Here is a 24615-nt window from a genome sequence, read left to right on the forward strand (position 1 = left end):
GAGACAGTGCCCTTAGGTACTGTCTTTTATTTATAGAGAGTCATTATCCTACACTAACACATTTTAGTCATTAATTAACGTCAAAAAGTTTTCAATCATTTTCATTCCATCAATACTCCCGATTGACTCAGGATGAAACTGCATCGCATATACCTTTAAGCTGGGGCAATGGAATGCCATGATTTCATTATCCTCATTTGATCGTGCAATAATAGCAATATTCTCTGGTAAATCAGTCACTACCAATGAGTGATAACGCATAACTTGGGTTGGACTATCAATTCCCTTAAACAAACTAGTATGGTCGTTTATTGTTACCCAACTTTGTTTACCATGCATAACGTGATTTGCTAAATTTAATCGCCCACCCAAGCACTCAGCAAGCGCTTGATGCCCCAAACAGATACCTAGAATAGGTTTCTGTCCTATAAACTGATTGATTAATTCTAATATTTTCCCAGCATCCTTTGGGTGTCCTGGTCCAGGTGATAAGACGATAGCTTCTGCGCTCTCAGCTAATAAAAAAAGGTTAGGATCATCATTTTTTATGACGAATATTTCTTTATAGACACTTAAATATTGCTTTAAATTATAGGTAAAAGAATCGTAATTATCTACCAATAGTAACATTTTATAGACCTTTCCTTGTACTTTGACCTCATTATACACTAATTGTAAAATATAAAAAAGGCTTAGAGGAATAACTACTGCAACCTCTAAACCTCACAGATTATGCCTTTTGAATAGTCTAAATTTTCTAGACCTCCATCATGCCAGCTTGTAATTGGTACATACGATAATAAGTCCCTTTTTGGTCTAATAAAGACTCGTGATTCCCATTTTCAATTATCTTTCCTCTATCAAGAACATAGATACAATTAGCATCTTGAATGGTTGATAAGCGGTGAGCAATGGCAATTGTTGTTCGACCTTGACGCATTTTTGCTAACGAATCTTGTACAATCTGCTCTGTTTCCGAATCAATATTTGCTGTCGCTTCATCTAAGATTAAAATTTTAGGTTTACTAGCCACAGTTCTGGCAAACGCTAATAGTTGGCGTTGTCCAGTTGAAAAACTTGACCCACGTTCTGAAACAGCTGCTTCGTACTTATCTGGCAACTTCTGAATAAATTGATCAGCATCAACAAACTCTGCTGCGTCCTGTACCTCTTGATCGGTGATGTCTTGGTACATTTTGATATTAGATTTAATAGTGCCATGATATAAAAAGGGGTCTTGTAAGACGAGTCCAATATTCTTTCGCAATTGTTCTTGTGAGTAATCCCTAATATCCTTCCCATCTAATAAAACTTGTCCAGATTGAAATTCGTAAAACCTCATAAAGACATTAATAATAGATGATTTTCCAGAACCTGTCGCTCCTACAAAAGCAATCGTTTCACCTTTTTTAACACTAAAAGAAACATTATCAAGGATTTGTTTTTTTCCATCATATGAGAATGATACATTTTTAAATTCGATATTTCCTTCTCTCACAAAAGCTTCTGTATTTTTTTGGCTTGGTTCAAAACCTGTTTCATCAATCAAATCAAACACACGCCCTGCTGATACCATTGATGTTTGTAAGGTTGAAAAATTTTGCGTTACTTCAATTAAAGGGTCAAAGAGACGATTAACGTACTGAATAAAAGCATACATCAATCCTGCCGTAAGACCTCCTTTAACTCCTGTAAATCCAAAATAAGCCATAAGAACAGCATATGCTAGGAGTTTTAAAAGAGACATCGCCGGTCTTAAGAAGAGACTATCAAGAGCCATAGAACGATTGGCATACACAACATGCTCTTTGTTAATTTCCTCAAATTCAGTCTTCAAGCGCTCTTCTTGACCAAAAGCCTGTACAATGGGAATTCCTTCAATACTTTCTGATAATTTACTATTGATATCACTAAGTAAACTTCTCGTTTTAGCAATGACAGTGACTGATTTTTTCCGATAGACATTCACTAATATAAAGATAACAGGTAACAAAAGAGCGACGAGTCCTGTTAGTTTAATGTCTAGCATCAACATAGTGTACAGAGTAACTGTAAAAATAAATATCGCCGAGATAAAACTCGATAAAATACCCGAAAACATATCAGATATTGCTTCAGTATCATTAGTAATACGTGACACAATAGATCCTGCCGGTGTCCTATCAAAATAAGACATGCCTAGCCTTTCCATATTAGCAAAAGCATCTCTACGAATATCTCTAACAATACTATAAGAAACACGCGCAAAAAAGAGATTCCCAAAATATTGAATTAAGGTCTGCAAGACATACATTGAATAATATCCCACTAAAATAAGAACTGCTGTTTGATTAACATTTGTCAGATAGTGATCAATGAAATGTGAAGCAATTAAAGGAATAATATTTTTAACAACAGTCGTCAACAATAAGAGAGATAGAGCTAATACTGTAAACCATTTATAAGGGCGTAAATAGGAGATTAATCTCTTAAAGACTTGCCATTGATTAGACTTCATCAAATGCTTCCTCCATTTCTAATTGCTGTGAGGCATACGTTTCAGCATACCAACCACCTTTATTTAGCAACTCTTGATGCTGACCTCGCTCGATGACTCTGCCGTCTTGCATAACTAAGATAAGGTCTGCGTGCACAACAGCTGATAAACGATGTGCTGAAATAATAGTCGATTTCCCTTGACGATTCGTTTTAAGATTCTCAACAATAGCATGTTCCGTTTTAGCGTCCACTGCTGATAGAGAATCATCCAAAATAAGAATATCTGGATCTAAAATCATGGCACGACTCATCGCAATCCTTTGTTTTTGTCCACCAGATAATGAGATTCCTTTTTCTCCAATTAGAGTCTCAAATCCTGCTGGCATCTGTTCAATGTCATCGTAAACATGTGCCAATTTAGTTGCTTCTTTGACAGCATTGATAGATAGAGTTGGATTTCCAAAGCGAACATTTTCTAAAATACTGGTAGCAAATAAAAACTGATCTTGAGGAACATAACCGATTAGTTGACGTAACTCAGACAATCGATAATCACGTATATCATGTTTATTTAAAGTAATTTTCCCCTGAGTCACATCATGTTCACGTAGCAATAACTTAATAAGACTTGTCTTCCCTGATCCCGTTTGACCTACCAAACCTAAGGTTTGACCTTTTTCTAAGGTGAAATGAATATCGGCTAAGGTTTCTTCATTGTCGTATCTAAAGAAATCAATATCATATCTTAATGTTCCATTGACAACAGGTTTGATAGGATTTAAAGGATCAGTTATATCCGATTCTTGCTCAAGTAGACTATTAATACGGTTATAAGAAACACTACCACGCTGTACCATATTGAACAAGAAACCAATCGCCATCAAGGGCCATACCAACATATCTAAATACGTCACAAATGTTACCAAGTCACCAACAGTAACTTGACCTTTTGAAATCATAAAAGCTCCCATAGCCAATGTTAATACGTAGGAGGCACCTATAAAAAGAAGAACTAAAGGATCAAACATGACATCATAAGTCATGGTCCGCATGTTCTTCACGAAAGTCATCTGATTAACCTCTTGAAAAGAAGCAATTTCTTGTTCTTGATAACCAAATGATTTAGTCACTTTGACGCCAGAGACACTTTCTTGCACTTTATTATTTAATTCTGAAAAGGCTGCCTGAGATTCTTTGAAGGTTTCATGGGTTTTTCGCCCCAATTTACTAGTTGCTAAGGCCATTAAGGGCAAAGGGATAACCGCAATTAATGTCATTTGCCACGAAATAGTAAAGAACATGGTGATAAGCGTTACTAATGCTGTGATAGAGGCATCCACTGCTGACATAACTCCTCCTCCTGCAAGACGTGTTAGAGAATTGATGTCGTTGGTCGCGTGCGCCATTAAATCACCTGTACGATATTTCTGATAAAAAGAAGGAGACATTTTTGTAAAATGTTCAAATAAACGGTATCTGACAACTTGGCCTAATTTGTAAGAAGTCCCTAAAATATACATACGCCAAATATAACGCAGCCCATACATAGCTAAAGCTGACAAAACCAAACCTAATAAATTCCATAGTAATTGTGGTCTTGTTAATTTTCCAGTTGTAATAGCATCAATAACTGATCCCATGATTTTAGGAGGGATCAGATTTAACACTGCAACTAAACTTAATGACAAAATCCCAATAAGATAGCGCTTCTTTTCTTCCTTAAAAAACCACCACAAATTTTTTATAATAGACATATTTTTCCTTTCTCAAAGATTGAAAAACATCATAATTAAGTCAGAAGACATGAAAAGTGTTTTAAAATTCTCATTTAACAACTCTCTATTATGCCTCTATAAGCTTACTTTCGTCAACTAAAGTGATTCTTTTTAAATAGTAAAAGGCTTGAACAATGTCATAGCCTTTACATTATTTTCATTTTCTAATAGTTAGAAGCCAACCTTTTATGTTTCGATAAGTCCATAGGGCGAAAGGACCGCCTAAGGTATTTGTCCATAGATCGTCGATTTCAAAAACCCGATTAGCATCTATTAAAATATCTAAAACAACTTGAGTACACTCTATGAAAAGAGACATCAAGAAAGCAAGTAATATAACGCTTTTATATTTCCGTAAACTTGGCTTTAGGGATAGTAACCCTATAATGAGAGGAAACAGCAGTAAAATATTCACTACATTTTGACCAATAACCCAAAAAATCTCTTTAAAGCTAGTTAGCTGATCTAAACTACGAAAAGAATTAAATGGTACTAAAAGAGCTACAATTCTTCCGAAGCGCTGAACATTCGGAGTTGATACCCCCTCAATCATAATTTGAGGCCGAAAACACATCCTGACAATAATAAGACAATAGATAACCACTAACATCCAAACGAAACGACGACTAATCTTTGTCAATTCCCCATCTTCAGTAAGTAATCTTTTAAGCATTACTGCCCTACCTTCGCTTTTTGACGATCGCGTTTCATTGTGTTTGAACGTAATTGTCCGCAAGCTGCATCAATGTCCGTACCATGTTCTTGACGAACAACACAATTAACTCCATTTTTCTTCAAAACGTCATAGAAAGCTTCTACACGCTCTTTAGGACTACGACTATACTGGTCATGTTCTGAGACAGGATTGTAAGGAATTAAATTGACATAAGATAATTTGCGAATCTTTTTCGTTAAATCTGCTAACTCTTGAGCATTTTCTGGGGTATCGTTAACACCATTTAACATAATATACTCAAATGTTACACGACGGTTAGTCGTCTCAATATAATATTCAATAGCCGCAAACAACTTTTCAAGAGGGAAAGAACGATTAATACGCATGATACTTGATCGTAAATCATTATTTGGAGCATGAAGAGATACTGCTAAGTTAACTTGTACACCTTCATTTGCAAATTCACGAATTTTATGTGCTAAACCTGAAGTAGACACTGTAATGTGACGTGCACCAATAGCTAATCCATTATCATCATTAACTGTACGCAAGAATTTTAATACATTGGTATAGTTATCAAAGGGTTCACCTATTCCCATGACCACAATGTGACTAACGCGCTCACCTTGTCCACGTTCATCAAAATATTTTTGAACAAGCATAATTTGAGCAGTGATTTCGCCATTGTTAAGATCACGTTGTTTCTTTATTAAACCACTTGCACAGAAAGTGCAACCAATGTTACAACCAACTTGAGTCGTTACACATACTGATAAACCATAATGTTGACGCATCAAAACCGTCTCAATCAGCATGCCATCAGGTAATTCAAAAAGGTATTTAACAGTTCCATCAGCAGATTCTTGAACAATACGTTGTTTTAGAGGATTGACAACAAAATTCTCGTTCAAAAGTGCAATAAAATCTTTGGAAATGTTAGTCATTTCATCGAAGCTTTGCACACGCTTTTTATAGAGCCAGTCCCAGATTTGTGAAGCACGGAATTTCTTTTCTCCATGTTCAATAGCCCAAGCTATTAGTTCATCGCGAGTTAAGCTATAAATAGAGGGTTTATAGTCGGGTGTATCAGTTTTTTTAGGCATAATATTTTCTTTCTTCATGGCGGAATAAACGATTACAGTTTATCCCTTTCTTATTTTTTCTTACGAATAACAAAATGCTGCTTTGCAGAGGTCATTTCCTTATCTTGCTCTTCTTTAATATGACATTCTTGACGGCGTTTTGTGTCTTTACACTTTTTACTTGTAAAATGAGCATTGGCATTTGACTGGGAACGATTATTTCTAGTTTGTGACTTTGATGATTGTGATTTGGATCTTGACTTACGACGCTTATGAGGTCTTTCATCATCAAATTTAATATCTCTAGGATTTGGATTCTCCAACACAAAATAAGCACAACCAAAGTTACAATACTCTTTAATATAATCTTCTAAACGTGAAATCCGGCTATTTTTTCTAATCGTACTAGCATCTTTGTAAAAGCCTCTTAGCCTCAACTGCTCGTTACCCCAATCGCCAACGATAAAATCATATTTTAATAAAATCTCAGAAAAACGTTGTCCAAAGACAGTCACATCAAAAGCTGATTTTTCATTAATAACAAGTCGAAATTCAATATCATCACTTTTAACGATATTTTCAAAATGAATGAACTGTGGGCCAGGATACTTATTATAGTTAAGCATCTCTGGTGTCACTTCTTTTCGCATAATACTCCTTTCTCTAAAATCATTGAGAGAAACGACTAGCTTCTACTCTTTATTTATCTATTTTTCATTTATAGTGTCATATTTATTAAATAATCTGCTACCACATCTCTGAGTAATTCAGGAAAAAGCAAGTCTACTTTTTTCGTTTTTAAACACTCAAAATACGATGCAAAATAATACTGATCAACGATTACAAGAATCACTTCTTCTTTGGCATCAATATCTTTCTCATTATACACTATTTTTCCATTTTTGTAATCAAATCCCGAATGTAAAACTTCTCCAAAGTACTTGCCACGAAAGCCCATACCATGAATCTTTTGTTGCGCTAAAAATTGACCTTGTTGATAAATAGTTTCATAAATCTCTAAAAGTTCTTGACTACTCACTGTCAATTTAGCGAGACGCATTTGATGAGGTAATGATTCGTGGAGATTTTTCCTCGAAAAGTCTTTTTCAAATGGCTGAACAATTAAGCCAGAATTGATAATAGCAACATCTGCACCTGCGTAAAACAGCATCGCATCCATGACTAGTTGGCACGATTCTTCTAATGATAATGGTGCTGGAAAGGATATTAAACTTTCTTTTCTAAGCTGTTCTTTACCTTCTGACTCACTCTTCTTAGCCCAGTCACTGTCCGAAGGATAACCAGTTAGTTGTTTTGTATCATATGTTGAGATTAAAATATCTTTTAGTGTATGATTATCAAAAGTTATATCAATACTCCCAACAAAGCGACCATATTTACCAGCTGCTGCAAGATATGTACCGTTAATTAGCTCCCCTTCCTCAAATAAATGGTGTGTATGTGCACCTATAATAAGGTCAATTTCTGAAAATTCTTGAGCAATCCTTGTATCAAAACGAATACCTAAATGACTCATCAAAATGCGACAATTTGCCTCTTTTATCTCATTTATTTGTAAATGGCATTTAAGACAGTCAATTGGATCTTCTATCGTCCACCCATTAGGTTCATAGGTTTTATAATAAGGAAAAGTATAAGCTAAAAAGGCAATCTTAGTTCCTTGCTGTGTCTCATAAATAATGTAAGGTTTTGCCCAACTCGGTTCGATTATGTTATCTTTTAGATTGCCAACAATAACCGTAAAATCTGAATCTTTGTAGACTTGGTCCAAGTCTTTTTTGGATAAACCAACTCCTTCATTATTACCAATAGTAGCAAGCTCAATACCCAGTTCATTCATCAATTGGACATTAGCCTTGCCCGAGCTTGCTTCTGTCAAAGGATGGCTTTTATCAATATTATCCCCCAAGTCAAGTGAAATCGTCTCTATTGGCTGCGCTTGATTGTCATGAAAAAATCGTTTTACCTTAGGAAAATTCTCAAAATGAGAGTGCAGATCATTTAAATGTAGTATTCTTATAAGCTCTGTCATACTATCATTTTATCACTTTGATAGTCAAATGTCGCAAAACAAAAAAGCCGAGCAGACGCCCGAACTCTTTGAGTTTATTTTGTTTTTTTCAAATAATCAATAGCTTGCTGAACATTTTGAACTGGTACAATTTTCATCTTCGTACCTAATCGCTTAGCTGCTGCTTTTGCCTCTTGATAATTCGTCTGAACCTTTATTTTGCCTTTTTTAGCATTTTTATCGATCGGATTATTAGGAACAAAGAAAATATCCATTCCTTTTTTAGCCGCTGAAACAACTTTAAAACCTGCTCCACCAATATCGCCAACATGCCCATTTTGCTCAATAGTACCAGTACCTGCAATCTTACGTCCTTTACGTAAATCTTCTTTAACCAATTGGTCGTAAATCGCTAAAGTAAACATTAAACCTGCACTTGGTCCTCCAACACCTTCAGTATTAAAGTCCACAGGAACATTAGATGATACTTCTGTATGGTCTGTCAAACCGATACCAATACCATTTTTACCGTTTGATAGTTTAATAACTTTACCAACTGATTCTTTCTTTTTACCTTGACTTGTGTATTGTACCTTTACTTTATCACCTAGATGAAGAGCTGCAACATATTTGATAAGTTGAGAAGAATTTTTGAAACTTTTACCATTAACTCCTGTGACTGTATCAGCTAAATGTAATCTATCTTTAAATGTCGAATTTTTAGCTAAGTTAAGCACATAAACTCCTTTATAAGTAAGAGATACTTGCTTATTAGCTAACTTTAAAGCTTGATAGACGGACTCATTTTGAGAAGTCTCCATGTAGAATTGATTAATTCTGAGATAATCGTCATTACTAAAGCCACCTGTTGTCTCCTCTTTACTAGATAATTCTGTAAAAGGAGTTAACCAAGCATAAAGAACCTGAGCTGGCGTTGCTTGACTAACAGATACCGCTACAAAATTGTACGAACCCTTAGCTTTATCAGCCTTTTTATTCACTTTCAATACCGAACGGATATCATAAGCTCCACCTGGCATTTCCAAATAATAAGGTAGTCTCACCACAAGGCTTGCTAATACTAACAATAAAAAAGCAAAACCTATAATCCACCATTTAAGCAGACCTAGTAAACTTTTATGTTTTCTTTTTGGATCTTTATTCTTCACTCATTTTCTCCACTTCTCTAACAACACTCTTTGGAACAAAAGACTTCACAGAAGCCTTAAAATGTATCAATTCACGGATGCGACTAGATGATATCGGACTCAAAGATGGCGACGTTGATAAATAAACTGTCTCAATATCATCTGCCAACTGTTTATTAAAAAACTCCAAATTGGCTTCATAATCAAAATCCTGGCTATTACGCAGACCTCGAACAAAATATTTTGCTCCCACTTCCCTTGCTAAGTCAACAGCTAATCTATCTTGCGCCACTAAAACTGAAACATTCTTAAACTGACGGATAGCTTCTTCTAACATTTTTTTACGGCACTCAATCGAAAAGTAACCTTGCTTCTCAAGGTTATAACATAACCCAATGTAAACATGATCAAATAGATAGCTGGCGCGCTCAATAATATCTAAATGTCCATTAGTAACAGGATCAAATGAACCTGTAAATAAAGCTTTCTTTGTCATTCGTCATCATCTCCACAATAATACAACCATAAAAAGACTACCACAGGAATCAGGCGAACAATGTCTATTGCCTCAAAACCGTTAGCTATCCAATTGATAAGATTTGGCAAAAAAGTAATCATTGCCATTAATAGATACAATGGATTTTTTGTTCTTGATAATGAACAAACTCCTTCATCATTTTTGAAGTGATAATGTTTTAGCAACTCTTCTAAATAGTGAAGGCGCAACAACAAATAAATCAATATGACTAAGATGAGAATAATCATCACTAACTTGTAATCCATACCAAAGCCTCCTAACGAACGTAGACCGTTACTTTAGAAATGCCATAAATTTTCTGTTTCCATATCCCAAAAGAAGCAATTTCTTCAGGTAAATCAACTGATTTGTCCGTTTCACAAACAATCATGATATCATCGCCTAATAAACCCTTGCTATCCATGATTTGGATTTGCTTTACAATTTCTTCCTTAGCATATGGCGGGTCCAACAAGACCAAATCAAATTGTCCCGTTAATTGTTCTAAAGCACGGTTGGCTTCCATTTTTAATAATTGAAATTGCCCCGGACTCTTAGTCATTGCAATATTTTCTTGAATAACGACCTGCGCACGCCTATCTTTTTCAACTAGGACAGCTTGGTCCATTCCCCTTGAGATCGCCTCAATAGCTAAGCTACCACTGCCAGAAAAAAGGTCTAAAACACGACCACCTTCAAAAAAAGGACCAATCATATTAAAAATAGCGCCTTTAACCTTATCAGTTGTTGGACGAGTTGTTTTTCCATCAAGCGTTTTTAAAGGACGCCCTCCAAATGTTCCTGTTACTACTCTCATAACCACTATTATAACAAAAAATAAGGTAGAGTTATCAAAAAAATTGCTTATAACAAACAGAGAAGATAGTATCTCTTTTCCTTCTTTTTTGATATGATAAGCTAGCAGTAAGAGAAACGAGGTTCCCATAATGATTAAAAAATTATTATTAAGTTTAATAGCCATATTATGCCTTACAACGCTAAAATCAAACTTAAGTAGCGCTGACACCATGACTATTTCTCCACAACAATACCAACACATGATAACAAATAGTGACTTAATCGCCATCACAGATAAGGCGTTAGTAAGCAAAAGTCAACAATCTGAAGCGACTATTTTTATAGGACGTCCAACTTGCCAATATTGTAGAGCTTTCTTACCAAAATTATTAAAATCTCAAGCCACACTTCATTCAAAAATTTACTACCTTGATAGTCAAAAATACAAAGGGAAACGATTGAAGAGTTTTTTCAAAAAGCATCATATTACCACTGTTCCAAATTTAGGACATTATCAACGAGGAAAAATGACTAAATATCTTGTTCAAGGAAGCCAAGCTACACCTCAACAAATCCAAACTTTCTTAAGCCAAAAATAAACTTATTGTTAAAATCAGCCAAACAAAACTGCTTGGCTGATTTTTTATAATATATTTTCAAAAGTATCTCTGACTTCTTTTGGCCAGACACTTGACTGTACTTCTCCAATATGTTTTTTACGAAGCAAGAACATAGCTAATCGTGATTGACCAATCCCCCCACCAATAGTCAGAGGGAAGAAACCACGTAATAGCGTCTTATGCCACTCAAACTCTAAACGATCTTCATCGCCGGTGAGAACAACTTGACGTTTAAGAGCATCTTCATCAACTCGAATTCCCATTGATGATAGTTCAAAGGCAGTTCCAAGCTGTTCGTTCCATACTAAAATATCACCATTGAGACCTTTAAAACCATTTTCTGATGGTGTTGTCCAGTCATCATAGTCCGGTGCACGACCATCATGTGGTTTACCATCTGCTAACTCTCCACCAATACCAATCAAAAAGACTGCGCCATACTCCTTAGCGATGGCGTTTTCACGCTCTTTAGGGCTTAAGTCTGGGTATTTTTCTACCAATTCTTCTGTATGAATAAAGGTAATACGCTTTGGTAAAATGGATTCAATATCAAAACGAGCTTCCACGGCAAGCTCTGTTAGGCGGATAGCTTTGTAGATTTTTTCCACAGTTTCTTTTAGGTAGTCCAAATTACGTCTACCATCGGGAATGACCTTCTCCCAGTCCCACTGATCTACATAAACTGAGTGTGTTGGATCGAGAGAATCTTCATCTGGACGAAGAGCTTTCATATGAACGAAAAGACCTTCTCCCTCATTAAACCCAAATCTTGCCAAAGTATGACGTTTCCATTTAGCCAATGAGTGAACGACTTCAAATTCAGCTTCAGGTATATTAAGGACTTTCACCGATACAGGATGTTCAATACCAGATAAATTATCTTGCATACCATCCCCGACCTGACTAAGAATAGGTCCTTGCACTTCGACGATTTCTAACTTATCAATCAAATATTGTGTAAAAGTATTTTTGACAAAAGAAATCTCCTGTTGCTGATGAATAAAGCTTTTCTTCATATGTTCCTCCTTAAATTATAAAATGTTAGAGCTATTATACTCCTTCAAGTAACAAAATGGAAGAGGAATTGTAGAATTATTCTGACTTTTTTACAAGTTTTTTTCTGAAAGTCATTACTCTAGAATTGTTTTTGCCATGACTTGTCGCAATTCCTTGGTCATTCGCCGTGGTCCTCTCACAGTCTTAACGCCGTGTTCTGCTAAAAATGCTACAGGATAGGTAGAATCTTCAAATTGCCTTATCAGTTTGAGTCGCATATAAGCTTTGACATCTCTTGCTCCTAAGTAAGTACTTGTTTTAAGGTCACGTTCTATCACTTGACAGACATAGCGCAAAGCACGAATAGGTGCTGTAATATAAATAAACACATAATCTCCCACCGCAATCTTTCCTTTTTGAGTCCAATCAATCAATTGATGCTCTGCAAACTCCTTATCAATATCGTAAAATTTAGGATTAGCAGGAATAATCCAAAACTCTGGCTCAGAATTTGATTTTTTATTGGGAGAAACAAGCTTACGACTATCTGATACCAATTTAAAAATTTCTATATCAGACAAAGTATTGTCTAAAACGATAGATACCCAAGTCTTTTTAGACATATGATAAGAAGGATAAACACCTTCTTTTTGTAAGAGTATTTCCATATCTTGAGGATTGACTTTAATATTCAAAACTTCAACCTCTTCTTCTGACAGTTGAGCTGGAACATTTTCTAGTTTCCCCATCTTCAATGGAAAAAGCAGAGCATACCATTTACCTGATACACGATAGGAAGCATATTGTGGGTGCTTCGCAAATGGATAATCAACTGAATCTTCAAAAGTTTTAGCTATCTTCTCCGCTAAACGATTACTTTGATCTTTGGTAAATAATAAGTCCTTACAACAAGAATCTGAAATATCACCTAATATAGCCATATAAGCCAATCGTACTTCGCCAACAAACGAACCATTATAATTTGCTGCTCGAAGCGGTAAATATTCTTCTTCAAGTGCCGAATCAATAACCTTACCAGCTATCTTTCCATCCAATGAAATCGTGATAATAGCTTTAAAGTCATTATCCATAAATGTTTGACAATAGATATACTCTTGGTCAGATTTGATAAATCCAAACTCCTCAAGCGATGAAAAAATAAAACGTTTTTTCCGGAAAAAATCTGATTCTATTGACATAGTAACCTCTCTATTCACTGTACATTATCCTCTATTATGTCGTTTTAAGAGTTAGAAAGCAAGCTCAAAGTCAAAGATGAATTCTAGTTTCTTTGTACAAAAAAAGCATGTTGCCATGCTTAAAGCTAAACTAATTGATAGCACCCTCTTATTAATTCTCTATTTATGTTTGGGATGATTATCCTCTTTATGGACATAAATGTACATAACAATAGAGAGCATAATAGTAATGATAGTCGTAATTAAAATAATCAATACCCAGACAGCATCAACACTGTCAAAAGGCAACTTAACATTCATTCCATAAAAGCTGGTAACCATAGCAATAATGGAAATACCAATGGAAATAATTGTTAAGGTAGTTACATTGTCGTTAAGGTTATTGCTGAGGACATTATTATAAGAAGAAGAAAGTTCTTGGAAAACCTGTGAATTTAAGGAACACATGTTAGATAATTGTCTTGCTTCAATAATAGCATCTTGAAGTTGTATCTTTTCATTTCTAGTATTCTCTTTATCTTGCTCAATGTTTTGTAAATCGGTCAGCATTTCAAAATTTTGCTTAGTTCCCATCATCAAGTGTACAGTTCCACTTTGTAAATTTGCCAGCCTTGCCAAGTTCGATTTGTTTGGTCTTTTACGCAAATCATTGATTAGTTTATCTCTTTCTTCAGAAATAGTATCTAAAACATCAAAATATTGCTTTGAGAAAGCAGTCACTAATGATAATAAGAGGTGTTTCGGAGAATCTACCTTTTCAACACGATTAAGTGCTTTTTTTACAAGGTTAATATTTTTATGATTAGCTAATACAAACAAGCCATCTTCTTTCAAAAATAAAGTCACTGGTATCACTCTCGGCACATGACGAACATCATCAACGTGACCTTGCGTATCCAGAAGCTGGTAAACAAGTGTCAAATGCCCCTCAATATCACGTACGAAAGAAGACTCATTTTCATCACGTGCATAAGCCAGCAATTCTGAAGGTAAAAATTTCTCCTCTTGTAAGGATAGATCGTCAACATTAATTATCTCAAATCCAAAATCGCTCGAAAACATAGAAGCACCTCACTCTAAACTTGTCTACATTATGAAACAAAAATCGAGAAAAAACAAGTAGAAAAACCTTTTAAATCTAATTAACCTTATGAGAGCAAAACAAAAAAGGACGACTAAAATAACATCTAGTACTCCTTATTAATATGCTAGATAACCAGCATCATTTCCCCCATGAACGGTATAAGTCTTCTATAATCTTAACACCTGACAGCGTCAACTGAGGCGTCATGATATGACTTACCCTTTGCCCTTCTAAAATCATTTGACTAACATAATAAGTTTCTTTCTCAAAATCACTAACCATGTCAACTTGAATCGTTCGCGCACTAGTATCATTTCTCACCAATTTTGCATGAGTGGTTTTCCAAAAATGTGGAATGATTAGACGACCTTCAGTTCCATAAATAATCATTTCATGCGGTAAATTTAGACGTGTTGTCAAGAAGATATCTACGAGGACCCCATTTGATAATTGCAAGAGTAGTTTGGATTGACTATCGCTTTGACCTTTTGGAAAAGTCGCAGTCCCACTAGCATGAGTTATAGTCGCATCAAATAGATATTGTAAATAAGACAGGGCATAGGGCGCCATAAAATGCACTGTTCCTCCACCTAACTCAAGTTCTCTAAACCATGTTACATGGTCAATGTTTGGGTAGGCTGTTGTAGATGAGATGGAGATCACTTCTCCTATTTCACCAGAGGCAAGTAATTTTTTAATCACTTGTGTCATCGGAATAAATACCGATTTTTGTGCTTCCATCAAAAACAGATTACAACTTTCTGCCAAAGCGAATAATTCATTCGCTTGGTCGTAAGTCAATGTGAAAGGCTTTTCTACCAACACATGTTTTCCCGCTAACAGAGCTGCTTTAGCAACTTTATAATGGTCTTGATTAATTGTTGCCACATAAATCACATCAATTGACTCATCTGCTAACATACCCTCTAACTCATCGTAAGCCTTTGGGAGATGATATTTGTTGGCAAAAGCTTGCGCAGACTCAAGAGTTCGACTCGATACAGCCACAACTTCACCATTTCCTGCTAAGCGGACTCCTTCAATAAAACGAGGCACCACCTTTGCCGTTGACACAACACCATACCTTACCTTTGACATAAAAACTCCTTTGACATTGATAGAGTTATTATAGCATAAGAACTAGCATCAAACAGTTTAAAGCGACTATACATAATAAGGCTGCACAATTTCTACTTATTATCTCTAAAGATCCATAATCAAATTATATCAAAAAACGCCATCATTTATGATAGCGTTTTTTTATTTTTTTACCTCACCAACTTCTTCATTTCTTCGATACGTTCTTGTGTGGCATCGAATTTTGTTTGGTAGTCGGTTTGTTTGTCTTTTTCTTTTTGGACGACTTCTGGTTTAGCGTTAGCTACAAAGCGCTCGTTGCTGAGTTTTTTGCCGACCATATCTAGTTCTTTTTGCCATTTAGCAAGTTCTTTTTCAAGTCGTGCCAACTCTTCTTCAACGTTAAGGAGGTCAGCAAGTGGGAGGAAAATTTCTGCACCTGTGATAATGCTAGTCATGGCAAGTTCTGGGGCAGTAATCGCTGAGCTGATTTCAAGCGTCTCTGGGTTTGTGAAGCGTTTGATGTAGTTACTATTGTCTTTGAAGAAGCTTTCGAGTTCGCTGTCACTTGTCTTAACCAAGATGGTGATTGATTTAGATGGAGCAACATTGACCTCTGCTCTGCTATTTCGCACTGAACGAATCAAATCTTTCAAGCTTTCAACGTCTTTGTGAGCTGTCTGATTTTCAAATGTCGCGTTAACTTGTGGATAACTTGCAAGGACAATTGATCCTTCTGCGTATTGTCCAAAAATTTCTTCTGTCACAAATGGCATGATTGGATGAAGAAGACGCAAGATTTGATCTAAGGTATAAAGAAGAACAGAACGTGTAACAACTTTCTCATCTTCATTGTCACTATAAAGAACCTCTTTTGTTAACTCAACGTACCAATTAGCAAACTCTTCCCAGATAAAGTTGTAAAGGATGTGACCAGCAACACCAAATTCAAACTTGTCAAAGTTTTCAGTAACTTTACCCACAGTCTCATTTAAATTGTGGAGAATCCAACGGTCTGTTACATTTCCAACTTGACTATTAACAACTTTTTCCACATTTTCTCTGGCTTGATCCAACGTTAAACCTTCGTTATTCATAAGGATATAGCGTGAAATGTTCCAAATCTTATTAATGAAATTCCACGAAGCATCCATTTTTTCGTATGAAAAACGCACATCTTGACCAGGAGCTGAACCATTTGAGAGGAACCAACGAAGGGCATCCGCACCATATTTCTCAATGACATCCATCGGATCAATCCCATTGCCAAGTGATTTAGACATTTTACGTCCTTCTTCATCACGGATGAGTCCATGAATAAGAACATTTGAGAATGGTTGGCGTCCTGTAAATTCAAGAGATTGGAAAATCATGCGCGATACCCAGAAGAAGATGATATCGTATCCAGTTACCAAGGTTGACGTTGGGAAGTAGCGTTTGAAGTCAGCTGCTTCGGTGTCTGGCCATCCCATTGTTGAAAACGGCCATAAAGCAGAACTAAACCATGTGTCTAGAACGTCTTCATCCTGTGTCCATCCGTCACCCTCTGGAGCTTCTTCTCCAACATACATCTCACCATTGACGTTGTACCATGCAGGAATTTGGTGTCCCCACCATAATTGACGAGAGATAACCCAGTCATGGACATTTTCCATCCAGCTCATAAAAGTATCGTTAAATCGTGGTGGATAAAACTCTACCTTGTCTTCTGTATCTTGGTTGGCAATGGCATTCTTAGCCAATTGATCCATCTTGACGAACCATTGAGTAGATAAACGTGGTTCAACCACAACGCCTGTTCGTTCTGAATGACCAACAGAATGAGTCATTTTTTCAATTTTTACTAAGTTTCCTAACGATTCTAATTTAGCGACTACTGCCTTACGAGCTTCGAAACGATCCATACCATTAAATTCATCCGCAAGTTCATTCATAGTACCATCATCGTTCATAACGTTAACTTGTGGTAAGTTGTGGCGTTGACCTACAGCAAAGTCATTAGGGTCGTGAGCCGGCGTAATCTTAACCACACCTGTTCCAAATTCTGGATCAGCATGTTCATCAGCGACGATTGGAATAGGTTTATTGATGATAGGAAGGATAACATTTTGACCAATCAAATCCTTGTAACGTGGATCTTCTGGATTTACCGCTACAGCCACATCTCCAAACATAGTCTCAGGACGAGTTGTTGCTACTTCTAGAGCGCGTGAGCCATCTTCCAGCATATAATTCATATGATAGAAAGCACCCTCAACATCCTTGTGAATAACTTCAATATCTGAAAGGGCTGTACGAGCTGCTGGATCCCAGTTAATGATGAACTCCCCACGATAGATCCAACCTTTATTGTACAAATCAACAAAGACTTTTCTTACCGCTTTTGAAAGTCCATCATCAAGGGTAAAACGCTCACGGCTATAATCAACCGAAAGACCCATTTTTCCCCACTGAGATTTAATAGTTGCTGCATACTCGTCTTTCCATTCCCAAACTTTATCTAGGAATTTTTCACGACCAAGATCATAACGTGAAATGCCTTGCTCACGAAGGCGCTCCTCAACCTTAGCTTGAGTGGCTATACCAGCATGATCCATACCTGGAAGCCAGAGTGTATCAAAGCCCTGCATACGCTTTTGACGAATAATGATATCTTGTAGAGTTGTATCCCAAGCGTGACCCAAGTGCAATTTACCCGTAACGTTTGGTGGTGGAATCACGATAGAATAAGGCTTAGCCTCAGTATCCCCTGATGGCTTGAAAACATCTTGGTCAAGCCAAGTTTGATAACGACCTGCCTCAACCTCGGCAGGATTGTATTTTGGTGATAGTTCTTTTGACATTAATTTTTCTCCTTGATTTGATTTATTTTTTGAATAATAAGATATGCTGTTTCAGTAGCAGTTAAACAAGTATTATTGATTTTATGATAATATGTAAGTGTTTCTGGGGCTACTTCAGGATTAAAGATAGCGTAATCCATGGTTGAACAAATATCGTTCTCTGACCATTTGATATCACGTTTTGAAGGCTTATGCTTGAGGCGATTTTCTGTGCGATTTCGTTTGAGACGCTCACTTAGCTCTGTTTCTAATTCTACAAATAATACCTCTTGGTTGTGAGATTGAAAAACTGTTTGAATCTTTTCTAGAAATACTACATCTCTTGAATCATTGAAATCAATTACAATAGTAAAAATCATTTCTTGACCAGTCTTAGCAAACGTTTCAAAAAATTTAAAGCGAATAGACTCCGTTAGAGCAATACTATCTGGAGACCATGGCATGAAGCGTAAAACAAAATCTATAGAATCATGGTTATGGAATAAGGTCATGCCTGTCTGTTTTGCGATTTCCTGACCAATTGTCATTTTCCCAGAAGCTTGTGCTCCGATGATAATAATATTCATCTTCTTTTTTTCTCCCACTCGCTTCGCAGTAAACCAAAGCGCATATCGCCACAACGTTGCCCCTGGGCATCTCTTCGATCACGAATATTAGCCTCTAAAGTAAAACCTAATTTGCGCGCAACCGCCTGACTTTGCTTATTATAGTCTTAGTTGGATAAATCTCTTGAATATAGGTTATCTCTTCTTCCAAGCTTTTAACAGCCGAAAAACCTGCTGGATAACTCACCTCATCAAGTTTGACAAATTCAAATATCTCCTTAGCATCTTCTAACTTGCGTTGACGCAACAATAGACGATTCGTTTCCACAACAGGTAGCTGGTTATCTACGATTTCTCCAAGTATCTTAATCATTTGTCTCCTCCATATCTACGATATTATTGATGACTTGGCTAAATACCCTGCACAGCCAAATTAGTCTATCTAGTAACTTCTATGAAGAGTAGAATAATTACTCCCACTCACTCTTCAGCAAACCATATATCAAATTGACACAGCGATTGCCTTGATTATCCTTACGATCACGGATGGTTGCTTCAAGGGTGAATCCTAGTTTTTCTGCCACGCGCCGGCTTTGCTTATTGTAATCATAGCAGCGGATTTCGATTTTGTGGAGATTGAGAAGGGTAAAACCGACTTCAATCAAAGCGGCGACAGCTTCTGTCATATAGCCATGACCCCAGTAGTCAGGATGAAGCAGATAGCCAATCTCGAAAACATCGTCTTCATGGCGATGGTTAAAGGCGCAGGACCCGATAATACGATCACTTCCTTTACCGGTAATACCATAACCAGATGGTAATTTTGCCTTTTCCAGATGTTGATAGTAGCGATTTTCAAAATAATCATACTCATCTTCTAAAGATGCTATTGGACTGAGCCCTGCTGGATAGGCAACCTCTTCCAAGCAAACGTAATCAAACATGGCTGGGACATCCCCCACCGTTCGCTGACGCAAGATAAGTCGATCCGTTTCTAGCTTGGGTAATGCTCTACCATCATAGTCTTCGAGAATCTGCATATTCTTCAACCTCTTCACTCTTACAAAACCAAAAATCCCTGTCAATTCTGACAGGGACGAATTTCGTATTACGATTTCCGCGGTACCACCCAAATTCGGATGATAACATCCGCAACTCGTTTTGTTTCAATTATTGGACTTAGCAACAAGCTTTGACATTTGTGCGGATTTCTCAGTATGACCGCTTCCTGTGACAAATGGGATTTCAAAACACCTCTAAGTTAATTAATTCTAGCAAAATAAGGCTACTTTCGCAAGGTAAATCAAATTATTTTGCAAAAACAACACCATTATCAACTAACTGTTTAATAGCTGCTGGACCAATACCTTTTAGTGCTAAAACATCTGCTTCACTTACTTTCGCAAACGCTTCAAGGCTGACAAGGCCAGCTTCTTTTAAAACATCTTGTTTATTAGCAGTTAAACCTTCTAAAAGCTCGACTGCCTTTGGCGCTTCAGGAGCCGTTTTTTTCGGTGATGCGACTTCTTGTAAAGTTTGAGATAGTCGAACATCCTTCCAATTGATCCCTTTAGCTTTCAAAAGCTCTCTTTTTTTATTCGGTTTAATACGCTTTGCCATTGTATAATGCTTTCTCCTCATTTATGAAATCTATCATAGTATCTAAAAACTACTATAACAATGTATCATAGAAATGCCTATTTGACAAGCTTTCTAGCGATAAACCTTTTAATAATGACGTTGTCCAAAAAGACCATCAGGCAAATCATGGAAAGATTTTTGGTTATGATAGTTATTAAATTTCCCTTGCAAAAAGCGATAAGCGTCTAACTTACTCTCATAACGAATATACGCATCTGCTGCTCGCTCATCCTTATCTTCCTCTAAAACTTTCTTTGCACTGTCCATTGCCATTTGGTTGATACTTATTTGCGATTGTAACCACTCTTCAAAGTCTTTTAAAAATTCTTGTTCGTATGACATGATATTCCTCTTTTTAGTTTTTTTCATTATAACATATAAATTAAATACTCAATAAATCATTATATCAAAAATAAATTATGATTTTTCTGACAGATATAAAAACAACTAGTTTTATCTAAGGAAGACCTTTTGAGATGTATGGTTCTCTATGCCATTCTAGTTTTGACATCACACCCCTAGTTAAAAGAAAACGCTCTCTAAAATTCATCACTTATACCATTCAATCACTATTACTCCTTGTTATCTTAGCACCTATGTGTTATAGTTAAGAAAAAATGATATTACTATTAAAAGAAAGAGGTGATCTTATTGTCACATAAAGAAATTGGACATCAATTCTTAGCACGACTAGGAAAAAACGCTTAAGACCAGGAGGTGTCCAAGCAACGAATTGGCTTATCAAAAAAGGACACTTTAGTGCTGACAATCGTGTTCTAGAAGTAGCTTGTAATCAATGTACCAGTTCCATCGACATCGCTAAAGCATTTTCCTGTCACATTACAGTGCTTGATCTAGATAGTAAAGTAATAGAAAAGGCCAAAGAACATATCAAAAAGGCCCAATTAGAAGAATTTATTGAAGTTATTCGGGGAAATGAACTCAGACTGCCCTTTCCTGATAATAGTTTATCGTTATCAACGAAGCAATGTTAACGATGCTTAACAATTCAGCTAAGGAGAAGGTCATAAAAGAGTACTTACGTGTCCTAAAACCTGGTGGACGTTTACTCACACATGATGTTTCTTATCAAGATGAAGACACTGCCAAGCTGATCGATCAACTTAGACATACTATAAATGTTAACGTTGCTCCTCTAAAAATAGATGATTGGAAAAATTTATTCTTACAAAATGGTTTTTCAAGTTCAGAATATCAATTTGGAAAAATGAGTCTCATGTCCCCATTAGGAATGATTAAAGATGAAGGTTTATTCAATACCATTAAAATCATCAGCCGAGGACTGAAAAATGAACGATGCCCTCATCCAAAATTAATAAATGTTTTGGAAGGAAAACTTGAAATTATCCTTGGTGTTCAGAAACATATCCTTGAAAAAGATAGCCTTATTAGCCTCTCTCCAGAAGAAACACACCATTTAAGAGCTATTGAAAATAGTAAATTTCTCCAAATAGAATTAGACTAAAAAAACGACTATTTTTCTAAGTAAAGAAATACTTGATTTCGTCAAAATCTTATAGTATCATAGAAAGGTAGCCGCTATAGTTAAATGGTATAATAGAGCAATGGTAATGCTCAGTTCCGAGTTCAATTCTCGGTGGTGGCAGAAAATATATGAGTGAAACCTTATTATAATAGGGTTTCTTTTATTTTTGTTCTTAATTTGTTCTTGATAGTCATTTTAAAAACTACCTTTATTATTAAGAATTTTTAAAAGCTGATTATTTTCCTTTTCTTCCACTTCCAGAAGCAAATGACCATATCTTTCTATTAATTGTTTGATATCTTTATGCCCCATTAATTTTGCAACCGCCCAAATATCTACTCCGTTAGCCAACAAATAACTTCCATAAGTATGTCTAGCACCTGTTGATGACATCTTAGATTCTATTTCTAATTTTTCCAATGAGCTTGCCAAGAATTTGTTAACAGCATCATTTGATATCATACCAAACCTATAGTCATAAAAAATCAATTGATCTGTATTTTTTATATGCAAACCTTTCAGCATTCTTTCTTGTTGAAATTTTAGTTCAAGCAATAACTCTTTTAAATCATGACTTACTGAAACTCTCCTTATTGAAGTCCTTGTTTTAGGCTTTGTAAAGTCATTTTTTATTGAAGAATATCTTCGATATGTATAAATACTATTTCTTTCAAAATCAATATCATCCCAAGTTACTCTATAAAATTGTTTACGAAAATAAACTATTCAAAGAAATAACCATTGATTTAGAAATTTCAAAGGAATGTTTAGAAATACGACTTTTCCATCTACTTAAAGATTATTCCAATTTGAACAATAAAGAAATAAGTACGATCGTTAGTAACTTTCAAAGAAATAAAAATCAAACCATGAATTTAGCTCTTTATGATATCAAACATAATATTATTTCTGAATACGAGCAAATAACTCCAAATAATCTGGAAAAAGCAACTCATCAATTAAATAAAAGCTATCTCATTTCCTCGCTTGATTTCATTGAATTAACAGATAACACTTTCCAAGAAAAACTAAGACAGAGTAACCCCATCTTCTTTTTGGTTCTTACTTTGATTTCGGTAAAAATACTTTTTATTGCTGGGATACAAATTATTTAACTAAAAATTAGGTGCTAAGTAAAATTAAGACTTTGCATTTTGAAGTTCATTTTTTAAATAAAAAAATAAGTTAGGAAAATAGTCCTAACTTTATTCTTTATCTCTTAATGCTTTTTCTAAAGCCTTGCTACCTTCTTTATAATATGTCTCCTTACCAGAAGCATTATAATAAAAGTTCCCTAAATCAACATTCAATTTACCATCACTTTTAACATCATATAAAACAGTATACTTAGCAGACCCATCTTTAAGTACAAAACTTTTACTTTTAGTATCAATATTAGTTACTACAAAGTTTCCTTCATTATGATAAATTCCTGATTCATCATTAATTTCTAAAACTAACGTTTTTTCACCATCATATACTTTATAATACTTTACATTTAACGAATTAGTCGAACAAGCAACTAAAAATACTGTAGATATAGCTAAAATCATCAATCCTAATAATTTCTTTTTCATAACTAAACTTCCTTTGCTATGAGAAAATCTTTTAATCTTTCAATATCTCTATCACTTAACTTACCAATAATTTTAATATTGAATCCCTTGTCCTCTAAATCATAGTACTGAATTGTATCAATCTATGAACGCCTTTTTAAATTTGCTTTTGCCCAATCAATAACTTCTAAATACTGACTTTTTATATTGTCAGACTTATTTTCATATTTAGTAGTTAATCTTAAAGTTTTTATTACTTCATCATTAAATTTGACTACTACAGCAGGACGAACCTTTGAACCTGTACCATCAGAATATTCAATACGTGAAACTAATACAGAATATACCTCAATATCACTCATTTAAAATATTCCTCATATTCTGAAAAATCTTCATCTCCAAAAAACGCATTTACACTTTCTGGATCACTAGCCTTAACTCGTATTCCTTTTAATTTTGTTTCTACCAAATTTTGAAATTCTTCATCAGAAACAGATGATTGATTTTTTATTTCAAAAGGAATACTTTGAGTTTTAACAGACTGAATCAAAAACATTTTTACTGCTGTACTCATATCCAACCCTAAGGATTGAAAAAGTTCTGTAGCATCATCTTTTAATTGATCATCAACTCTTACTGCTACTGTTGACATAATATCACCTCAAATCATTTTTGTATAACTATTGTATCACTAACTGCAATACAGCGCAAACAAAAAAGAAAATCATATTTCCCAATGAAGAGGCTCTAGAACACTATCTAGTCACACTATTTAATGATTACAACTTCAAGCAAGAACAACGAGTCCACAAAGGTTTTGGTCATTGTACAGACACACTTGAAAGCCTATTTGATTAACAATCCCAGCTTTGCCAGTGTGTTTACACAACATTATTGACACACTCCTTTTATTTTTATAAATTCCCCTTAAATACATTTAATTACTTGAAAAGACAAACAGTCATTTTAGAAAATTTTGCATCTAACCTTACATTTGATTACACCTAAAAATTTTAAATCAACAAAAGAGAGCCTAGGATT

Annotated in this window: 26 protein-coding genes, 1 tRNA gene and 4 pseudogenes; 6 read left to right on the forward strand and 25 right to left on the reverse strand. The window is 35.4% G+C overall.

Annotation, left to right across the window (positions count from 1 at the left end):
• Positions 1-63: 63 nt before the first annotated feature.
• The 11 genes from HMPREF9171_RS105565 to rsmD form a co-directional block, all read right to left on the reverse strand.
• Positions 64-630, reverse strand: coding sequence for an aminodeoxychorismate/anthranilate synthase component II (locus HMPREF9171_RS105565; protein ID WP_000925630.1), 567 nt, complete (start codon positions 628-630; stop codon positions 64-66).
• A 127-nt stretch (positions 631-757) separates the two neighbouring features.
• A complete protein-coding gene (locus HMPREF9171_RS105560) occupies positions 758-2497 on the reverse strand; it encodes an ABC transporter ATP-binding protein (RefSeq protein ID WP_000841523.1) in 1740 nt (579 codons plus the stop codon).
• Positions 2487-4232 (reverse strand): ABC transporter ATP-binding protein, encoded by a 1746-nt coding sequence (locus tag HMPREF9171_RS105555; RefSeq protein WP_000022472.1) that lies wholly within the window; start codon positions 4230-4232, stop codon positions 2487-2489. The genes HMPREF9171_RS105560 and HMPREF9171_RS105555 overlap by 11 nt, the downstream gene beginning before the upstream one ends.
• 178 nt (positions 4233-4410) lie before the next feature.
• Entirely contained in the window at positions 4411-4926 is a 516-nt protein-coding gene (locus tag HMPREF9171_RS105550) for a VanZ family protein (protein WP_000919809.1), read from the reverse strand.
• On the reverse strand, positions 4926-6032 hold the full coding sequence (rlmN, locus tag HMPREF9171_RS105545; protein WP_001124994.1) for a dual-specificity RNA methyltransferase RlmN: 1107 nt from the start codon (positions 6030-6032) through the stop codon (positions 4926-4928). Before rlmN ends, HMPREF9171_RS105550 begins: the two co-directional genes overlap by 1 nt.
• Before the next feature lie 50 nt (positions 6033-6082).
• Positions 6083-6661: a YutD family protein gene (locus HMPREF9171_RS105540; RefSeq protein WP_001224503.1), complete on the reverse strand. Its 579-nt coding sequence runs from the start codon at positions 6659-6661 to the stop codon at positions 6083-6085.
• A gap of 68 nt (positions 6662-6729) precedes the next feature.
• Positions 6730-8064, reverse strand: coding sequence for a bifunctional metallophosphatase/5'-nucleotidase (locus HMPREF9171_RS105535; protein ID WP_000137514.1), 1335 nt, complete (start codon positions 8062-8064; stop codon positions 6730-6732).
• A gap of 74 nt (positions 8065-8138) precedes the next feature.
• The gene (locus tag HMPREF9171_RS105530) at positions 8139-9212 is read right to left on the reverse strand and encodes a SepM family pheromone-processing serine protease (RefSeq protein ID WP_000790653.1); all 1074 of its coding nucleotides are present in this window, start codon (positions 9210-9212) and stop codon (positions 8139-8141) included.
• The gene (gene coaD / locus HMPREF9171_RS105525; RefSeq protein ID WP_000161887.1) at positions 9202-9687 is read right to left on the reverse strand and encodes a pantetheine-phosphate adenylyltransferase; all 486 of its coding nucleotides are present in this window, start codon (positions 9685-9687) and stop codon (positions 9202-9204) included. Before coaD ends, HMPREF9171_RS105530 begins: the two co-directional genes overlap by 11 nt.
• Positions 9684-9974 (reverse strand): hypothetical protein, encoded by a 291-nt coding sequence (locus HMPREF9171_RS105520; RefSeq protein WP_000384889.1) that lies wholly within the window; start codon positions 9972-9974, stop codon positions 9684-9686. Before HMPREF9171_RS105520 ends, coaD begins: the two co-directional genes overlap by 4 nt.
• Before the next feature lie 11 nt (positions 9975-9985).
• Positions 9986-10525, reverse strand: a complete 540-nt coding sequence (rsmD, locus tag HMPREF9171_RS01000000113015) for a 16S rRNA (guanine(966)-N(2))-methyltransferase RsmD (RefSeq protein ID WP_032459123.1) — start codon at positions 10523-10525, stop codon at positions 9986-9988.
• 130 nt (positions 10526-10655) lie between these two features.
• Here rsmD and HMPREF9171_RS105515 point away from each other — a divergent pair, with 130 nt between their 5' ends.
• Positions 10656-11105 (forward strand): DUF6568 family protein, encoded by a 450-nt coding sequence (locus tag HMPREF9171_RS105515; RefSeq protein WP_001893380.1) that lies wholly within the window; start codon positions 10656-10658, stop codon positions 11103-11105.
• Between the two features lie 44 nt (positions 11106-11149).
• On the opposite strand, the gene asnA is transcribed toward HMPREF9171_RS105515, so the two are convergent.
• The 10 genes and pseudogenes from asnA to HMPREF9171_RS105470 all read right to left on the reverse strand — a co-directional run bounded on the left by asnA (position 11150) and on the right by HMPREF9171_RS105470 (position 20853).
• On the reverse strand, positions 11150-12142 hold the full coding sequence (asnA, locus tag HMPREF9171_RS105510) for an aspartate--ammonia ligase (RefSeq protein ID WP_000748011.1): 993 nt from the start codon (positions 12140-12142) through the stop codon (positions 11150-11152).
• A 114-nt stretch (positions 12143-12256) separates the two neighbouring features.
• Entirely contained in the window at positions 12257-13321 is a 1065-nt protein-coding gene (locus HMPREF9171_RS105505; protein ID WP_000021298.1) for an MmcQ/YjbR family DNA-binding protein, read from the reverse strand.
• A gap of 159 nt (positions 13322-13480) precedes the next feature.
• The gene (locus HMPREF9171_RS105500) at positions 13481-14383 is read right to left on the reverse strand and encodes a magnesium transporter CorA family protein (RefSeq protein ID WP_000492955.1); all 903 of its coding nucleotides are present in this window, start codon (positions 14381-14383) and stop codon (positions 13481-13483) included.
• 160 nt (positions 14384-14543) lie between these two features.
• On the reverse strand, positions 14544-15503 hold the full coding sequence (locus tag HMPREF9171_RS105495; RefSeq protein ID WP_000049321.1) for a Gfo/Idh/MocA family protein: 960 nt from the start codon (positions 15501-15503) through the stop codon (positions 14544-14546).
• A 170-nt stretch (positions 15504-15673) separates the two neighbouring features.
• Positions 15674-18325, reverse strand: a complete 2652-nt coding sequence (locus HMPREF9171_RS105490; protein WP_000032193.1) for a valine--tRNA ligase — start codon at positions 18323-18325, stop codon at positions 15674-15676.
• Positions 18325-18891: a DEAD/DEAH box helicase family protein gene (locus HMPREF9171_RS105485; RefSeq protein WP_001021310.1), complete on the reverse strand. Its 567-nt coding sequence runs from the start codon at positions 18889-18891 to the stop codon at positions 18325-18327. Before HMPREF9171_RS105485 ends, HMPREF9171_RS105490 begins: the two co-directional genes overlap by 1 nt.
• Positions 18888-19243: pseudogene (locus HMPREF9171_RS01000000113020) on the reverse strand (GNAT family N-acetyltransferase). Before HMPREF9171_RS01000000113020 ends, HMPREF9171_RS105485 begins: the two are co-directional and overlap by 4 nt.
• 97 nt (positions 19244-19340) lie before the next feature.
• Positions 19341-19910 (reverse strand): GNAT family N-acetyltransferase, encoded by a 570-nt coding sequence (locus HMPREF9171_RS105480; protein ID WP_001166207.1) that lies wholly within the window; start codon positions 19908-19910, stop codon positions 19341-19343.
• A gap of 268 nt (positions 19911-20178) precedes the next feature.
• The gene (locus HMPREF9171_RS105475; protein ID WP_001119104.1) at positions 20179-20490 is read right to left on the reverse strand and encodes a helix-hairpin-helix domain-containing protein; all 312 of its coding nucleotides are present in this window, start codon (positions 20488-20490) and stop codon (positions 20179-20181) included.
• A gap of 108 nt (positions 20491-20598) precedes the next feature.
• A complete protein-coding gene (locus HMPREF9171_RS105470; protein WP_000119699.1) occupies positions 20599-20853 on the reverse strand; it encodes a DUF1912 family protein in 255 nt (84 codons plus the stop codon).
• A gap of 309 nt (positions 20854-21162) precedes the next feature.
• On the opposite strand from HMPREF9171_RS105470, the pseudogene HMPREF9171_RS01000000113025 reads away from it, so the two are divergent.
• The 3 genes and pseudogenes from HMPREF9171_RS01000000113025 to HMPREF9171_RS105465 all read left to right on the forward strand — a co-directional run.
• A pseudogene (locus HMPREF9171_RS01000000113025) lies at positions 21163-21826 on the forward strand (class I SAM-dependent methyltransferase); the annotation flags it as partial.
• Positions 21803-21997 carry a cupin domain-containing protein gene (locus tag HMPREF9171_RS1000000114150; RefSeq protein ID WP_223297776.1) on the forward strand — a complete coding sequence of 65 codons (195 nt, stop codon included), beginning with the start codon at positions 21803-21805 and terminating at the stop codon, positions 21995-21997. The pseudogene HMPREF9171_RS01000000113025 and the gene HMPREF9171_RS1000000114150, both read left to right, overlap by 24 nt.
• 70 nt (positions 21998-22067) lie before the next feature.
• Positions 22068-22138, forward strand: a tRNA-Thr gene (locus HMPREF9171_RS105465).
• Between the two features lie 75 nt (positions 22139-22213).
• Here HMPREF9171_RS105465 and HMPREF9171_RS105460 read toward each other — a convergent pair.
• On the reverse strand, positions 22214-22744 hold the full coding sequence (locus tag HMPREF9171_RS105460; protein WP_079255217.1) for a tyrosine-type recombinase/integrase: 531 nt from the start codon (positions 22742-22744) through the stop codon (positions 22214-22216).
• Between HMPREF9171_RS105460 and HMPREF9171_RS1000000114280 the strand changes: the two genes are divergently transcribed.
• Positions 22669-23133, forward strand: a complete 465-nt coding sequence (locus HMPREF9171_RS1000000114280) for a hypothetical protein (RefSeq protein WP_001872383.1) — start codon at positions 22669-22671, stop codon at positions 23131-23133. The two genes, HMPREF9171_RS105460 and HMPREF9171_RS1000000114280, sit on opposite strands and share 76 nt — an antisense overlap.
• A 90-nt stretch (positions 23134-23223) precedes the next feature.
• Here the strand turns inward: HMPREF9171_RS1000000114280 and HMPREF9171_RS105455 are convergent, their stop codons facing one another.
• The 3 genes and pseudogenes from HMPREF9171_RS105455 to HMPREF9171_RS105445 all read right to left on the reverse strand — a co-directional run bounded on the left by HMPREF9171_RS105455 (position 23224) and on the right by HMPREF9171_RS105445 (position 24226).
• A complete protein-coding gene (locus tag HMPREF9171_RS105455) occupies positions 23224-23595 on the reverse strand; it encodes a hypothetical protein (protein ID WP_000727986.1) in 372 nt (123 codons plus the stop codon).
• A gap of 2 nt (positions 23596-23597) precedes the next feature.
• A pseudogene (locus HMPREF9171_RS1000000114235) lies at positions 23598-23936 on the reverse strand (hypothetical protein).
• The gene (locus HMPREF9171_RS105445) at positions 23933-24226 is read right to left on the reverse strand and encodes a type II toxin-antitoxin system RelB/DinJ family antitoxin (protein WP_000108711.1); all 294 of its coding nucleotides are present in this window, start codon (positions 24224-24226) and stop codon (positions 23933-23935) included. Before HMPREF9171_RS105445 ends, HMPREF9171_RS1000000114235 begins: the two are co-directional and overlap by 4 nt.
• A 56-nt stretch (positions 24227-24282) precedes the next feature.
• Between HMPREF9171_RS105445 and HMPREF9171_RS1000000113575 the strand changes: the two are divergent.
• Positions 24283-24432 (forward strand): annotated as a pseudogene (locus HMPREF9171_RS1000000113575) (IS256 family transposase); the annotation flags it as partial.
• Positions 24433-24615 lie beyond the last annotated feature (183 nt).

This window comes from Streptococcus agalactiae ATCC 13813 (genome assembly GCF_000186445.1).
Lineage (GTDB): Bacteria > Bacillota > Bacilli > Lactobacillales > Streptococcaceae > Streptococcus > Streptococcus agalactiae.

Coding starts and splice junctions, on each gene's coding strand:
- HMPREF9171_RS105565 (WP_000925630.1), bottom strand. CDS start 630: ATGTTACTATTGGTAGATAATTACGATTCTTTTACCTATAATTTAAAG.
- HMPREF9171_RS105560 (WP_000841523.1), bottom strand. CDS start 2,497: ATGAAGTCTAATCAATGGCAAGTCTTTAAGAGATTAATCTCCTATTTA.
- HMPREF9171_RS105555 (WP_000022472.1), bottom strand. CDS start 4,232: ATGTCTATTATAAAAAATTTGTGGTGGTTTTTTAAGGAAGAAAAGAAG.
- HMPREF9171_RS105550 (WP_000919809.1), bottom strand. CDS start 4,926: ATGCTTAAAAGATTACTTACTGAAGATGGGGAATTGACAAAGATTAGT.
- rlmN (WP_001124994.1), bottom strand. CDS start 6,032: ATGCCTAAAAAAACTGATACACCCGACTATAAACCCTCTATTTATAGC.
- HMPREF9171_RS105540 (WP_001224503.1), bottom strand. CDS start 6,661: ATGCGAAAAGAAGTGACACCAGAGATGCTTAACTATAATAAGTATCCT.
- HMPREF9171_RS105535 (WP_000137514.1), bottom strand. CDS start 8,064: ATGACAGAGCTTATAAGAATACTACATTTAAATGATCTGCACTCTCAT.
- coaD (WP_000161887.1), bottom strand. CDS start 9,687: ATGACAAAGAAAGCTTTATTTACAGGTTCATTTGATCCTGTTACTAAT.
- HMPREF9171_RS105520 (WP_000384889.1), bottom strand. CDS start 9,974: ATGGATTACAAGTTAGTGATGATTATTCTCATCTTAGTCATATTGATT.
- rsmD (WP_032459123.1), bottom strand. CDS start 10,525: ATGAGAGTAGTAACAGGAACATTTGGAGGGCGTCCTTTAAAAACGCTT.
- HMPREF9171_RS105515 (WP_001893380.1), top strand. CDS start 10,656: ATGATTAAAAAATTATTATTAAGTTTAATAGCCATATTATGCCTTACA.
- asnA (WP_000748011.1), bottom strand. CDS start 12,142: ATGAAGAAAAGCTTTATTCATCAGCAACAGGAGATTTCTTTTGTCAAA.
- HMPREF9171_RS105505 (WP_000021298.1), bottom strand. CDS start 13,321: ATGTCAATAGAATCAGATTTTTTCCGGAAAAAACGTTTTATTTTTTCA.
- HMPREF9171_RS105500 (WP_000492955.1), bottom strand. CDS start 14,383: ATGTTTTCGAGCGATTTTGGATTTGAGATAATTAATGTTGACGATCTA.
- HMPREF9171_RS105495 (WP_000049321.1), bottom strand. CDS start 15,503: ATGTCAAAGGTAAGGTATGGTGTTGTGTCAACGGCAAAGGTGGTGCCT.
- HMPREF9171_RS105490 (WP_000032193.1), bottom strand. CDS start 18,325: ATGTCAAAAGAACTATCACCAAAATACAATCCTGCCGAGGTTGAGGCA.
- HMPREF9171_RS105485 (WP_001021310.1), bottom strand. CDS start 18,891: ATGAATATTATTATCATCGGAGCACAAGCTTCTGGGAAAATGACAATT.
- HMPREF9171_RS105480 (WP_001166207.1), bottom strand. CDS start 19,910: ATGCAGATTCTCGAAGACTATGATGGTAGAGCATTACCCAAGCTAGAA.
- HMPREF9171_RS105475 (WP_001119104.1), bottom strand. CDS start 20,490: ATGGCAAAGCGTATTAAACCGAATAAAAAAAGAGAGCTTTTGAAAGCT.
- HMPREF9171_RS105470 (WP_000119699.1), bottom strand. CDS start 20,853: ATGTCATACGAACAAGAATTTTTAAAAGACTTTGAAGAGTGGTTACAA.
- HMPREF9171_RS1000000114280 (WP_001872383.1), top strand. CDS start 22,669: ATGTATAAATACTATTTCTTTCAAAATCAATATCATCCCAAGTTACTC.
- HMPREF9171_RS105455 (WP_000727986.1), bottom strand. CDS start 23,595: ATGAAAAAGAAATTATTAGGATTGATGATTTTAGCTATATCTACAGTA.
- HMPREF9171_RS105445 (WP_000108711.1), bottom strand. CDS start 24,226: ATGTCAACAGTAGCAGTAAGAGTTGATGATCAATTAAAAGATGATGCT.